This is a genomic window from Nocardia brasiliensis, from assembly GCF_011801125.1.
GTDB classification, from domain to species: Bacteria; Actinomycetota; Actinomycetes; order Mycobacteriales; family Mycobacteriaceae; genus Nocardia; species Nocardia brasiliensis_C.
This window is the reverse complement of record NZ_CP046171.1, coordinates 5,837,982-5,850,308: the sequence shown is the minus strand read 5'-3', so window position 1 is coordinate 5,850,308 and position 12,327 is coordinate 5,837,982. Positions and strand designations below refer to the sequence as shown.

The 12,327-nt window shown below is 69.3% G+C and carries 13 protein-coding genes; 10 read left to right on the top strand and 3 right to left on the bottom strand.

Annotated elements, in window-relative coordinates:
- Positions 1-15 precede the first annotated feature (15 nt).
- Positions 16-468, bottom strand: coding sequence for an AMP-binding protein (locus tag F5X71_RS26555; RefSeq protein ID WP_167464462.1), 453 nt, complete (start codon positions 466-468; stop codon positions 16-18).
- A gap of 149 nt (positions 469-617) precedes the next feature.
- On the bottom strand, positions 618-1,715 hold the full coding sequence (locus F5X71_RS26550) for an ABC transporter substrate-binding protein (RefSeq protein ID WP_167464461.1): 1,098 nt from the start codon (positions 1,713-1,715) through the stop codon (positions 618-620).
- Between the two features lie 291 nt (positions 1,716-2,006).
- Here F5X71_RS26550 and ctaD point away from each other — a divergent pair, with 291 nt between their 5' ends.
- The 10 genes from ctaD to F5X71_RS26500 all read left to right on the top strand — a co-directional run bounded on the left by ctaD (position 2,007) and on the right by F5X71_RS26500 (position 11,768).
- On the top strand, positions 2,007-3,749 hold the full coding sequence (gene ctaD, locus F5X71_RS26545) for an aa3-type cytochrome oxidase subunit I (protein WP_167464460.1): 1,743 nt from the start codon (positions 2,007-2,009) through the stop codon (positions 3,747-3,749).
- Positions 3,750-3,919: 170 nt separating this feature from the next.
- Positions 3,920-5,137: a phosphoserine phosphatase SerB gene (gene serB / locus F5X71_RS26540; RefSeq protein ID WP_167464459.1), complete on the top strand. Its 1,218-nt coding sequence runs from the start codon at positions 3,920-3,922 to the stop codon at positions 5,135-5,137.
- 90 nt (positions 5,138-5,227) lie between these two features.
- Positions 5,228-5,674, top strand: a complete 447-nt coding sequence (locus F5X71_RS26535; protein WP_238815482.1) for a protease inhibitor I42 family protein — start codon at positions 5,228-5,230, stop codon at positions 5,672-5,674.
- Positions 5,674-6,480, top strand: coding sequence for an aminoacyl-tRNA hydrolase (locus F5X71_RS26530; protein WP_238815481.1), 807 nt, complete (start codon positions 5,674-5,676; stop codon positions 6,478-6,480). The genes F5X71_RS26535 and F5X71_RS26530 overlap by 1 nt, the downstream gene beginning before the upstream one ends.
- Before the next feature lie 154 nt (positions 6,481-6,634).
- Positions 6,635-6,808 (top strand): hypothetical protein, encoded by a 174-nt coding sequence (locus F5X71_RS26525; RefSeq protein ID WP_167464457.1) that lies wholly within the window; start codon positions 6,635-6,637, stop codon positions 6,806-6,808.
- A gap of 62 nt (positions 6,809-6,870) precedes the next feature.
- Positions 6,871-7,704 (top strand): ABC transporter ATP-binding protein, encoded by an 834-nt coding sequence (locus tag F5X71_RS26520; protein WP_167464456.1) that lies wholly within the window; start codon positions 6,871-6,873, stop codon positions 7,702-7,704.
- Between the two features lie 114 nt (positions 7,705-7,818).
- Positions 7,819-8,589, top strand: a complete 771-nt coding sequence (locus F5X71_RS26515) for an NUDIX hydrolase (RefSeq protein WP_238816039.1) — start codon at positions 7,819-7,821, stop codon at positions 8,587-8,589.
- A 34-nt stretch (positions 8,590-8,623) separates the two neighbouring features.
- The gene (locus F5X71_RS26510) at positions 8,624-9,400 is read left to right on the top strand and encodes an enoyl-CoA hydratase-related protein (protein ID WP_167464454.1); all 777 of its coding nucleotides are present in this window, start codon (positions 8,624-8,626) and stop codon (positions 9,398-9,400) included.
- A 167-nt stretch (positions 9,401-9,567) separates the two neighbouring features.
- The gene (locus tag F5X71_RS26505) at positions 9,568-10,575 is read left to right on the top strand and encodes a class I SAM-dependent methyltransferase (protein WP_167464453.1); all 1,008 of its coding nucleotides are present in this window, start codon (positions 9,568-9,570) and stop codon (positions 10,573-10,575) included.
- On the top strand, positions 10,575-11,768 hold the full coding sequence (locus F5X71_RS26500) for a class I SAM-dependent methyltransferase (protein WP_167466760.1): 1,194 nt from the start codon (positions 10,575-10,577) through the stop codon (positions 11,766-11,768). The genes F5X71_RS26505 and F5X71_RS26500 overlap by 1 nt, the downstream gene beginning before the upstream one ends.
- On the opposite strand, the gene F5X71_RS26495 is transcribed toward F5X71_RS26500, so the two are convergent.
- Positions 11,749-12,294: a DUF1697 domain-containing protein gene (locus F5X71_RS26495; RefSeq protein ID WP_167464452.1), complete on the bottom strand. Its 546-nt coding sequence runs from the start codon at positions 12,292-12,294 to the stop codon at positions 11,749-11,751. The two genes, F5X71_RS26500 and F5X71_RS26495, sit on opposite strands and share 20 nt — an antisense overlap.
- Positions 12,295-12,327: the final 33 nt, after the last annotated feature.

The following is a 12,327-nucleotide window of genomic DNA, read 5'->3' as shown; positions in this document are numbered from 1 at the left end:
ACGCGCCCGTCGAGCTCAGGCCGCGAGCGGGTAGTCGGCGGCGGTGAGCGGGGCGTCGGAACCCGCCAGGTAGCGCTGCAGGGTCGAGCGGTCGTCGAGCACCAGCCAGTCGATCGCGTCGGTGAGCCCGGGCCTGCGGGCCTTGGTGGTGACCCCGACCGTGGTGCCGAGGGCATAGGAGTCGTCGCCGGTGGCCGGGACCGGGACGGCGCCGATCTTCACGGTCGCGCGCTCGGCGACCACCGCCTCGATCTCGTCGTCGATCGCGATCGCGACGCGGGAGTCGAGACCGGCGCCGAGGCCGAGCAGCAGCCTGCCGAGGCGGTTGGACCAGCGATCCAGCTCGGCGTAGGTGAGCGCGCAATCGATGGTGGACGCCACGACCGCCTGCGGATCGACCACGGCGACGGGCCGCGCCGGCGGCAGCAGGCGGAGGTTGTCGGTCTGCGGTGCGGTCAGCGTGTTCATGGTGTCCGTCCTCGAAGTCTGGTGAGCAGAGGTTTCTTGCCTGCCTCTAAATCTCGGCTACGAGGACGAACTTCGACAGCGACCCAAGCGCTGGACGGTGTCCCTCCCAGGGTGGGTGTTTTTCACCCAAGGGGGTACCGGGGTATCGGTCAGTCGGTGACGAAACCGTTGAGGGTGCCGCTCAGATCGGTGAGCAGCGCACGCGCGGCGGTGAGGCCGCTGCCGTGCCAGACGGTGTCCTCGACCGCGAAGACCCGCTTGTCGGTGGCGGCGCCGAGATCCTTGAAGGCATCGGTGCGCATCACCTGTTCGCCGTGCTTCTTTCCGTCGGCACCGGCCAGGATCACATAGATGAGATCGCCTTCGACCTTGTCGGCGAACTCCTCGGGCCGCACGTCGAAGGTGGTGCCGCGCTGGGCCTGTGGGCGCTGCACGCCGGCGTCGGCGAGGACCTGGCCCGCGAAGCTGTTGCTGCCCTGCACCTGATTGGTGTCGCCGGTGAAGCGGAGCACCGAGGCCTGGGTCTGCCCGGAGCTGAGCATCTCACCGGTGTCGGTGGCGGCGCCGCGGTAGTCCGCCAGCGCGGCGTCGGCCGCCGTGCTACGCCCCAGACCGGCTGCGAGCGCGGTGAATTCGGCCTGCCAGCTGTTGTTCGCGCCGACCAGCACGGTGGGTGCGATCGCCTGCAACGCGTCGAAACTCGCTGTGGCCGTGGGGATATCGCCGATGATGAGATCCGGATGCAGATCGGCGATGAGGGCCGGGTTCGGCTGGGCCGCCGTGCCGACGCCGGGGATCTTCAGTACGCCGGTGCCGAGATAGGCGGGCTGCGGACTCGGGCCATCGATGGTCACCGCGCCGACCACGCGCTCCCACAGGCCGACCGCGCAGGTCGCGTCCAGTGCGGAGGTGGTCAGCACGACGATGCGCTGCGGGTCGGCGGGCACCTCCGAGACGCCCGCGGCGTGCGTCACCGTGCGGGTGCTGCCGCTTGCCGGGTCCGGTGCGCTCGGCAGCGGGCACGCGCGCGTGGTGTCGCGCTCCAGGCCGACCACGCCGGCCCCCGCGATATTGGTCGTGGTGCGCACGATCGAGCTCGCGTCGTCGCCCTTACTACTGCAACCCGCCGCGAGGACGGTGGCGGCGAGCGCGGCGACGGCGACCACCCGGCGCCGCGCCGCACGGGCGGTGCCGGATCCCGGAGAAGCTGTGCGGTTTCGGGGACGAACGAAGGCGCTCAGCGGCATGCGGGTGAGGGTACATGCGCGCACGGGACCTGAGGGGGACAGGTCACCGCCACCGCGTGGCGGACGCCTCGGTAGCGTGGGATGCGGTGGTGGTTCGACGGGATCGGCGCCGTGTCGATCGCCGCTGTGCCGATCAACGAAATACGACACAGAGTAGGACCCGTGCGGATTGCTGCGGCAGCACGGTTTACGATTCCAGAAGCGCAAGCGAACTGTCGTCTGTTCCGACCCGGGGATGGATGCAAGCAGCGGAGCCTGCGGAGCGACCTAAAGGCACCTTCAGGAGGATCAGTGACTGCGGTAGAGCCCCAGCCAGTCCAGCAGTTGGAAGCGACTCGGCCGTATCCGGCACGGACCGGGCCGAAGGGTTCTTTTCTCTACAAGATGGTCACCACCACCGACCCCAAGGTGCTCGGTGTCATGTACTTGGTGACCGCGATGAGCTTCTTCCTCATCGGTGGTCTGATGGCGCTGATGATGCGCGCCGAGCTGGCCCGCCCCGGTCTGCAGTTCCTCTCGCCCGAGCAGTTCAACCAGCTGTTCACCATGCACGGCACGATCATGCTGCTGTTCTACGCGACCGCGATCGTGTTCGGCTTCGCGAACATCGTGCTGCCGCTCCAGATCGGCGCCCCTGACGTCGCCTTCCCGCGGTTGAACGCGTTCAGCTACTGGCTGTACCTGTTCGGCGGCACGATGGCGACCGCGGGCTTCATCACCCCGGGTGGCGCCGCCGACTTCGGCTGGACCGCCTACACCCCGCTCACCGACATCCTGCACTCGCCGGGCGTCGGCGCCGACCTGTGGATCCTGGGTCTTGCCGTCTCCGGTCTGGGCACCATCCTCGGTGGTGTCAACATGCTGACCACCGTCGTCTGCCTGCGTGCCCCCGGCATGACCATGTTCCGGCTGCCGATCTTCACCTGGAACATCGCCGTCACCAGCGTGCTCGTTCTGCTCGCCTTCCCGCTGCTGACCGCCGCGCTGTTCGGCCTGGCCTACGACCGCCACCTCGGCGGCCACATCTACGACCCGGCGACCGGTGGCGTGCTGCTCTACCAGCACCTGTTCTGGTTCTTCGGCCACCCCGAGGTGTACATCATCGCGCTGCCGTTCTTCGGCATCGTGTCCGAGATCTTCCCGGTCTTCTCGCGCAAGCCGATCTTCGGTTACACCACCCTGGTCTACGCGACGCTCGGTATCGCCGCGCTCTCGATCGCGGTGTGGGCTCACCACATGTACGCCACCGGCGCCGTGCTGCTGCCGTACTTCTCGTTCATGACCTTCCTGATCGCCGTCCCGACCGGTGTGAAGTTCTTCAACTGGATCGGCACCATGTGGCGCGGCCAGCTGACCTTCGAGTCCCCGATGCTGTGGTCGATCGGCTTCCTGGTGACCTTCCTCTTCGGTGGTCTCTCGGGCGTCATCCTGGCCTCGCCGCCGCTGGACTTCCACGTCACCGACTCGTACTTCGTGGTCGCGCACTTCCACTACGTGCTCTTCGGCACCATCGTGTTCGCCACCTTCGCCGGTATCTATTTCTGGTTCCCGAAGATCACCGGCCGGATGATGGACGAGCGCCTTGGCAAGTGGCACTTCTGGACCACCTTCGTCGGCTTCCACACCACCTTCCTCGTCCAGCACTGGCTGGGCGCCGAGGGCATGCCGCGTCGCTACGCCGACTACCTGCCCAGCGACGGATTCACCACGCTGAACACGATTTCCACCATCGGCGCGTTCATCCTCGGCGCCTCGATGCTCCCGTTCGTGTGGAACGTCTTCAAGAGCTTCCGTTACGGCGAGGTCGTCACCGTGGACGATCCGTGGGGCTATGGCAACTCCCTCGAATGGGCCACCACCTGCCCGCCGCCGCGGCACAACTTCTACGAGCTGCCGCGCATCCGGTCCGAGCGTCCGGCCTTCGAGCTGCACTACCCGCACATGGTCGAGCGCATGCGGGCCGAGGCGCACGTGGGCTGGGGCTCGGGCAAGCACGCCCACGACGTCCACGAGGGCGCGGTCGCGACCAAGTAGTAGACGCCGGAGAATTACGACGACGAGAGTGTGCACCTGCTGGTCACCAGCGGGTGCACGCTCGTTTCTGCGGGAGCGGCCTACGCTCTTCGCAGGGCACTATCGCCCGGAGCGACGTGACAACGAGGTCAAGCACAGCGACGGCGTACCACGACCCTGGAGCACATCAGTTGACCGACACCACCGTTCTCGTCACCGTCACCGGACCGGACCGTCCCGGTGTGACGTCCGTGCTGCTCGCCGCGATGTCGCGGCACCACGTCGACCTGCTCGACGTCGAGCAGGTGGTGATCCGCGGCCGGCTGACGCTCGGCGTGCTGGTCACCTGCCCGGGTGACGCCGAGTCACTGCAGGACGAACTCGAAGAAGCGATGAACACCGTCGGCATGCACGTCGATGTCGAGGTGGACGCGGAGATCGGCCGCCAGCCGATGTCCACCCACGCGGTGGTCGTGCTCGGCGCCCCGGTCACCGCGCACGCGTTCAGTTCGGTGTCGCGGCAGCTCGCCGCGCTCGGGGCCAACATCGACACCATCCGCGGCATCGCCGACTATCCGGTCACCGGAATGGAACTGCTGGTCACCGCGACCGACACCGGCGCGGACACCGACTCGCGGCTGCGCACCGCGCTGGCCGAGATCGCCGTGGCCGAGCAGATCGACGTCGCGGTGGAGCGGGCCGGGCTGGCCCGACGGGCCAAGCGCCTCATTGTCTTCGACGTCGACTCCACCCTGATCCAAGGTGAGGTGATCGAGATGCTCGCCGCGCACGCCGGCGTCGAGGAGGAGGTCCGCAAGGTCACCGAATCCGCGATGGCGGGCGAGATCGATTTCGCCGAGTCGCTGCGTCAGCGCGTCGCGACGCTGGCCGGTCTGGACGAGTCGGTGATCGACGCGGTGGCCGATCGGATCGAGCTGACTCCCGGTGCCCGCACCACCATCCGCACCCTGCGCAGGCTCGGCTTCCGCTGCGGCGTGGTGTCGGGCGGGTTCCGGCAGGTCATCGAACCGCTCGCGCACGAGCTGGAACTGGACTTCGTGCAGGCCAACACCCTGGAGATCGTCGGGGGCAAGCTCACCGGTCGCGTGGTCGGTGAGATCGTCGACCGGGCCGCCAAGGCGACCGCGCTGCGCAAGTTCGCCGCCGAGGCGGGGGTGCCGATGGAGCAGACCGTCGCGGTCGGCGACGGCGCCAACGACATCGACATGCTCAACGCCGCGGGGCTCGGAGTCGCGTTCAACGCCAAGCCCGCGCTGCGCGAGGTCGCCGACGCGGCGCTGTCGCACCCCTTCCTGGACGCGGTGCTGTACGTCCTCGGCGTCACCCGGCACGAGGTGGAGGCCGCCGACGCGCGCGACGGCCTGCTGCGTCGCGTGCCGTTGAGCTGAGCGCCGAAGAGGCGGTGTCGATGGAGCGGTCCGGTCGGCGTCGTCGGTAGGCTGACGCCGACCATGATCATCAGGCGATCGGAGCTTTCGGTGCGCAAGACACTGCTGGTGCTGTTAGTCGGACTGTCCGTCGTCGGATGCGGCAAGGACGACTCGTCCGACGCGACGCCCACCACCGCGGCGACGCCGAGCTCCGGCGCCGCGTACGCGGTGATGAACGCGACGCAGGAGGCCAACGGTCAGGAGCGCAGGCTCACCATCGGGCAGTCGCTGGTGCTGAGCCTGCCCGCGAACCCGTCCACCGGCTTCTCCTGGCAGATTTCCGGCCTGGATCCGAATGTGGTTCGGGCGCAAGGCGAACCGACGTTCAAGCAGGACCCCTCGGTGCCGGTGGCGCCCGGTGCGGGCGGCACCTCGGAGTGGACCTTCGTCGGTGCGGGCGCGGGCGTCACCCAGCTCACGATGGACTACATGCGCCCGTGGGAGCAGGGCATCGCACCGGCGCAGACGTTTTCGTTGACGATCAAGGTGGAGTGATGTCGGGCATCCCGGAATGTGTGGCCGGAATCCGGGACGAACACGAAAGTCCGGTACCGCAAGCCGAATTCGATGAGGCGGGGTTCCGCGTCCGGCACGCGGAGCTCGCGACCGGCTACGGCGGCGCGGGTGACCCCGACGATCCGGCCCAGGTGCAGGCCATGCAGATCGTGCTGCACCTGCCCAAGCAGGACCCGCCGCCGCGCAGCGCGCTGCTCGCCGCGGCGGCCACCGCCTCGGTGGCCCTGTGCCTGGACCAACGGGTCGGCCCCGGCGGCGAGTGGGCCGAGCGCTATCTGGCCTGGAAGCGTTCGCGCATCCGCAAGGTGAGCAGGCGGGCCCGCGGCGCCCAGTGGCTCGCCGCGAACGAGGTGGACGGGATCACCGTCGAGGTCGACGGGGCACAGGCCCGCGCGTTCGTCCCCGGCCCGGTCGGCGCGGTCGATCCGCGGATCAGGCGGCTGCAGATCGGCGGCACCGAGCTCGAGCACGACGATCCCGGTCCCGCCGACCCGGATCTGCCGGTGCTGTGGGTGGATTCGGCGCTCGGCATGACGCTGGGCAAGGCCGCCGCGCAGGTCGGGCACGCCAGCATGCTGCTGGCAGGCGCGTTGCCCGTGGCAGCCGCGCGGTGCTGGGCCGCGCGAGAATTTCGTTGTGCCGTCCGGGAAGCCGACGCGCGACAATGGAAGGCGTTGGCGGATGCGGTCGCACACGGCTCGGCAGTGGCCGTGCGTGACGCCGGGTTCACGGAAGTGGCGCCCGGCTCGATGACAGTGATAGCGGTTCCCCCACGGCAGTGGTGACCGCGCGCGACAGCGGCGCGCTGGGAAAAGGCTTCGGCCGGGGCGAATCGGGGTATCACTCGAGGACGTTGTGCTCTATCTCGCCGGGTATGCCGGGCGCAGGATCGCAGACCCGAAGCAACGCGGCTTTGTCGACCGAAGGGATGGACCAGCTATGACGACGCTGCTGGTGATTCTCGCCGTCTGGGTGCTGCTGTCGGTTCCCCTGGCCTTCCTCGTGGCCCGGTTGCTACATCGCTCGCCCGAGCGGGGCGCGGCCCGTCCCACCGCCGAGCAGGACGTCGACCAGCGGCTACGCGGTCTGTTCGTGCTCGGTCGCCGTCGCTGACCCGGCGACACGCGCCACGCGGCCCCGCCCGCATTGGCCAGTGATCCCATGGGTGGGCCAAGATGGACCGCGTGCCACAACCGGATCCGGATCTGCTCATCGATTTCACCGACGTCACCGTTCGTCGTTCGGGCCACACGCTCGTCGGCCCGGTCACCTGGCAGGTCGAGCTCGACGAACGCTGGGTCGTGCTCGGCCCCAACGGCGCGGGCAAGACCTCGCTGCTGCGCATGGCCGCCGCCGAGCTGCACCCCACCTCCGGCGTGGCGCATCTGCTCGGTGAAGTGCTCGGCAAGGTCGACATCAGCGAGCTACGGCCGCGCATCGGCCTGTCCTCGGCGGCCGTCGCCGGGCGGGTGCCGCGCGACGAGAAGGTCAGCGATCTGGTGGTGTCGGCGGGTTACGCCGTGCTCGGCCGGTGGCGGGAACGCTACGACGACGTCGACACCGACCGTGCCGTCGACATGCTGGAAAGCCTGGGCGCCGAACATCTTTCCGACCGCACCTACGGCACCCTGTCCGAGGGCGAGCGCAAGCGGGTGCTCATCGCCCGCGCCCTGATGACCGATCCGGAACTGCTGCTGCTCGACGAGCCTGCCGCGGGTCTGGACCTGGGCGGCCGCGAAGAACTGGTGGAACGGCTCGGCGATCTGGCCGCCGACCCGGACGCGCCCGCCATCGTGCTGGTCACCCATCACGTGGAGGAAATCCCGCCCGGCTTCACGCACGGTCTGCTGCTCAACGAGGGCCAGGTGATCGCGCAGGGTCTGCTCACCGACGTGCTCACCTCGGCCAATCTCAGCGATGCCTTCCGGCAGTCGATCGCGCTGGATCAGGTGGACGGCCGCTACTTCGCCCGGCGCGCCCGCCGGGCGGGCAAGCATCGCACCCGCTGACCGGTCTACCCGTGACAGCGCGTAGCGCACGCGGGTTACTGTGCAGGGGTGAGTGAGACGAATACCGCGGCCGACTCTCAGGTGGTCCCGCCGGTCAAGGATGCCTCGACGGTGATGCTGGTGCGTGACAGTGCCGCAGGGCCGGAGATCTTCCTGCAGCGCAGGGTCGGCGCGATGGCGTTCGCGGCCGGGATGACCGTGTTCCCCGGCGGCGGCGTCGATCCCACCGACGGCACCGCCGACATCGCCTGGACCGGACCCGAACCTGCCTGGTGGGCCGAGCGATTCGCGACCACCGAGCCGCGGGCCAAGGCGCTGGTCTGTGCCGCGGTGCGGGAGACCTTCGAGGAGTGCGGGGTGCTGCTTGCCGGTCCGACCGCGGACACGGTCGTCTCCGACACCACCGGGTATCGCGCCGCACGCGGCAGGCTGGAACGCCGCGAGCTGTCCTTCGCCGGGTTCCTTGCCGAGGAGAACCTGGTGTTGCGCGCGGATCTGCTTCGGCCGTGGGCGAATTGGATCACGCCGGTGGTCGAGCCGCGCCGCTACGACACCCGCTTCTTCGTCGCGGTGCTGCCCGAGGGGCAGCTGGCCGACGGCGCCACTTCCGAAGCGGCGCAGGTCGATTGGCGTACCGCCGCCGAGGCGTTACGCCGGTGGCGCGAGGGCACCGATGTGCTGCTGCCGCCGACCTGGTCGCAGTTGCAGGCGCTCAGCGCGTTCGGCTCCACCGCGGAGATCCTCGCGGTCGACGCGCGGATCGAGCCGATCATGCCGGAGCTGGTCGAACGCGACGGGCGGCGGGTATTGATGTTCCCGGACAACGGGCGCTACCTGGCCGATCTGCCGGATTCGAGCAAGCTCAAGGGATCCGTGCGCGAGTGAGGCGTCGGCCGGGCACCCGGTAGCGTTTGCTCCCATGGCCGAATTCGTGACCCTGGAGCTGACCGAGGGTGATGCCGCGCGCCGCGTGGCCGTCCTCCGGATCGACCGCCCACCGCTGAACCTGCTGAACCTGCAGCTGGCACGGGAGCTGGCCGAAGCGGCCGAGACGGTCGCGGCCGATCCGGCGGTCGCCGCGGTCCTGGTCTACGGCGACGAGCGGGTGTTCTGCGCGGGCGACGATCTGGCCGAACTGGCCGGGCTCGGCGCGGACCAGGCGCGCGCGCTGGCCGCGGATCTCCAGGGCCACCTCGGGTGTCTGGCCCGGCTGCCGCAGCCGACGGTGGCGGCGATCAGCGGCTACGGACTCGGTGCCGGCCTCGAGCTCGCGCTCGGCGCGGACCGGCGGATCATCGGCGACAACGTCAAACTCGGGTTGCCGCAGATCAAGGCCGGACTGATCCCGCTCGCCGGGATCCGGCGGCTGGCGTTGCTGATCGGGCCCGGCCCGGCCAAGGACCTCGTCTACAGCGGCCGGTTCGTCGAGCCCGCCGAGGCGCTGTCGCTCGGTCTGGTCGACGAGGTGGTCGCGCCCGACGATGTGTACGCCGCCGGGCTGCGGTGGGCTCGGCGGTTCACCGAAGCGCCGGCACGGGCGCTGGCCGCGGCCAAGGCGGTGTTCGAGGCGGGCCCGCACGGGCTGGATCGCGCACAGACCGAATGGTCTGATCTGTTCCGGACCGAGGACCGTCGTATCGGTACCGAGTCCTATCTGGCCAACGGTCCCGGATCGGCCGCTTTCGTCGGTCACTGAGCCGTGCGCCGGTGCCCCGTGTGATCTCCGCCGCGGGGTGCTGAGCAGCGGTTTCCGGCAGATCGCCTGATAGGAACAGGTTGCTATCTGGCCGCCGGTCCAGCGGGTGTCCTAATGGGTGGGCCGACGACGGGATCACTCGATGACCTCGAGTAGGCTTGGCTGCCATGACGGTACGCCCTGACGACCCCGCGCCGAACCCGCACGCCACCGAGGCCGAGGTCGAAGCAGCGCGCAAGGATACGAAGCTTGCCCAGGTCCTCTACCACGACTGGGAAGCCGAGACCTACGACGACAAGTGGTCGATCTCTTACGACGAGCGTTGCATCGAATATGCCCGTGGCCGGTTCGACGCGGCCGTCGGTCCCGCACCGCTGCCGTATGAGCGCGCCCTCGAGCTGGGCTGTGGTACCGGCTTCTTCCTGCTGAACCTGATGCAGGGCGGCGTGGCGAAGACCGGCTCCGTCACCGACCTGTCGCCGGGCATGGTGAAGGTCGCGCTGCGTAACGCGCAGAACCTCGGCCTCGACGTGGACGGCCGGGTCGCCGACGCCGAAACCATCCCGTACGAGGACAACACCTTCGACCTCGTGTGCGGGCACGCCGTGCTGCACCACATCCCGGATGTCGAACTGGCACTGAAGGAATGCCTGCGCGTGCTCAAGCCGGGCGGGCGCTTCGTGTTCGCGGGCGAGCCGACCACCGCTGGTAATTTCTACGCGCGCTGGCTCGGCCGGATCACCTGGAAGGCCACCACCACCGTCACCAAGCTGCCGCAGCTGGCCGGCTGGCGGCGCCCGCAGACCGAGCTCGACGAGTCCTCGCGGGCTGCGGCGCTCGAGGCGGTCGTCGACCTGCACACCTTCGATCCCAGCGACCTCGAGGCCATGGCGAGCTCAGCCGGCGCCGTCGAGGTCAAGGCGAGCACCGAGGAGTTCGCGGCGGCGCTGTGGGGCTGGCCGGTGCGTACCTTCGAGGCGGCCGTGCCGGATGAGAAGCTCACCATGGGCTACCGGATGGCCATGTACAAGGCATGGCTGCGGCTGAGCTGGCTGGACGAGAACGTGATGCGCCGTGTGGTGCCGCGCCAGTTCTTCTACAACGCGATGATCACCGGTGTGAAGCCGTGGGGGATGGAAGCCGGCGCGGCGGGTGCGAACAGCTCGACCGAGTAGTGGGGTACGGTTTCGGTCGTGCCGATGTCGCCTTCCTCGGCAGTGCGGCGGGTAGCGCCGCACTGGCCGAGGTGGACCGGCTCGAGCTGACTTCGGCCTCGCTGCTGCGCGATCTGGAGCGGGTGCGGCGCGACCACGGCACGTGGTCGGCCGCGCTCGTCGAGACGGTGCGGCTGCGGCGCAAGGCGGGTAGCAAGCTGACCGGCGCGGGGGAGTGGTTGTTCACCGACGACGCCCTGCAGCAGGCCACGCCGACGCTGGTCGCCCGGCATCGGGCCGCGCGGCTGGCCGGGCGCGCCGTGCACGACGTCACATGCTCGATCGGTGCCGAACTCGCCGAGCTGGCGCGCGTATGTCCCGCGGTGCTCGGCAGCGACCTCGACGAGGTGCGGCTGGCGATGGCCGCGCACAATCTCGCCGATCCGCGAAATGTGCTGCTGGCCAAGGCGGATGCATTGGTGCCGGTCAGTAGGGGCACCGTCGTGGTCGCCGATCCGGCCCGGCGCGCCGATGGCAGGCGCACGCACGATCCGGCGAAGCTGCAACCGCCACTGCCCGACCTGCTCGCCGCCTACCCGGGCCGCGATCTGGTCGTGAAGTGTGCTCCCGGACTGGATTTCGACCGGCTGGACTGGCCCGGCGAGATCGAGGTCGCCTCGCTCGACGGCGCGGTCCGCGAAGCATGCCTGTGGTCACGCGGTGTGGCCGATCCCGCGGTCCGCCGGCGCGCGACCGTACTGTCCTCGGCCGGAACATCTTTCACCCTCACCGACGCCGATCCCGACGAGATCCCCGAGCAGGCGCCCGGCGCCTGGATCGTCGATCCCGACGGCGCCGTGGTCCGGGCCGGCCTGGTGCGCCACTACGCCGCGAAACACGGTCTCTGGCAACTGGATCCGCGCATCGCCTACCTCACCGGCGATACCGTCCCGCCCGGCACCCGCGGCTTCCGCGTCATCGAGCGCCTCGACTACCGCGAGAAGACGCTGCGCGCCGCCCTCCGCCTGCACGACTGCGGCCCTTTGGAGATCATGGTCCGCGGCGTCGACGTCGACCCCGACAAACTCCGCCGCACCCTGAAACCGCAAGGCGCCCAGCCCTTCACCTTGATCATCACCCGAATCGGCCGCACCCCGACAGCATTCCTCTGCAACGCCACCGCGCCCGGCGCCGCTACGCTTCCATCTTCTTGACTATGCGCTGCACTGTCAGCCAGGTGCGGGTGGTGATGTTCTTGCCGTAGGTCTTGTCGAGCCAGCTCATGAAGTCGGGGGTCTTTCCCGGCTCGCTGTTGTCGATCACGGCGAGGAAGGCGCGGCAGGATTTGTCGTAGCCGACGACGCGGGTCAGGGGGTCGGGCTGGTCCGGCAGTTCGCCCGATGCCTGCGTCCCGTCCTTGAAGAAGGTTGCCACCAGATAGGTGCCGCGCCCGTGGGTCAGGCCGGGGAACGGGTCGCTGTCGAGCAGCGCGCGTAGTTCGGCGTGACTGCGGATGATCGTGCCGCCGGGGATGCCGAGCTCTCGATGCAGCGCCCGCTGTATCCGGTCCTCGAGCTCGCCGACCTCGGTGTCCGCGCTGCGGAACACGATGTTGCCGCTGGCGAGCACCGAGGCGACGCGGTCGAACCCGAGTCCGTCGAACACGCCGCGCAACTTGTCGTTGCTCATGTTCTTTCCGCTGGGCGCGATTCCCCGCAACAGCGCGGCGTAGGTCTGCATACCGCAGACGCTACCGAGTAGCCGTGGCGCGGC

Excerpts from the sequence above, each read along its gene's own strand:
- F5X71_RS26555 (WP_167464462.1), bottom strand. The coding sequence starts at position 468 with ATGAACACGCTGACCGCACCGCAGACCGACAACCTCCGCCTGCTGCCG.
- F5X71_RS26550 (WP_167464461.1), bottom strand. The coding sequence starts at position 1,715 with ATGCCGCTGAGCGCCTTCGTTCGTCCCCGAAACCGCACAGCTTCTCCG.
- F5X71_RS26530 (WP_238815481.1), top strand. The coding sequence starts at position 5,674 with ATGTCGGGCATCCCGGAATGTGTGGCCGGAATCCGGGACGAACACGAA.
- F5X71_RS26525 (WP_167464457.1), top strand. The coding sequence starts at position 6,635 with ATGACGACGCTGCTGGTGATTCTCGCCGTCTGGGTGCTGCTGTCGGTT.
- F5X71_RS26520 (WP_167464456.1), top strand. The coding sequence starts at position 6,871 with ATGGACCGCGTGCCACAACCGGATCCGGATCTGCTCATCGATTTCACC.
- F5X71_RS26515 (WP_238816039.1), top strand. The coding sequence starts at position 7,819 with ATGCTGGTGCGTGACAGTGCCGCAGGGCCGGAGATCTTCCTGCAGCGC.
- F5X71_RS26510 (WP_167464454.1), top strand. The coding sequence starts at position 8,624 with ATGGCCGAATTCGTGACCCTGGAGCTGACCGAGGGTGATGCCGCGCGC.
- F5X71_RS26505 (WP_167464453.1), top strand. The coding sequence starts at position 9,568 with ATGACGGTACGCCCTGACGACCCCGCGCCGAACCCGCACGCCACCGAG.
- F5X71_RS26495 (WP_167464452.1), bottom strand. The coding sequence starts at position 12,294 with ATGCAGACCTACGCCGCGCTGTTGCGGGGAATCGCGCCCAGCGGAAAG.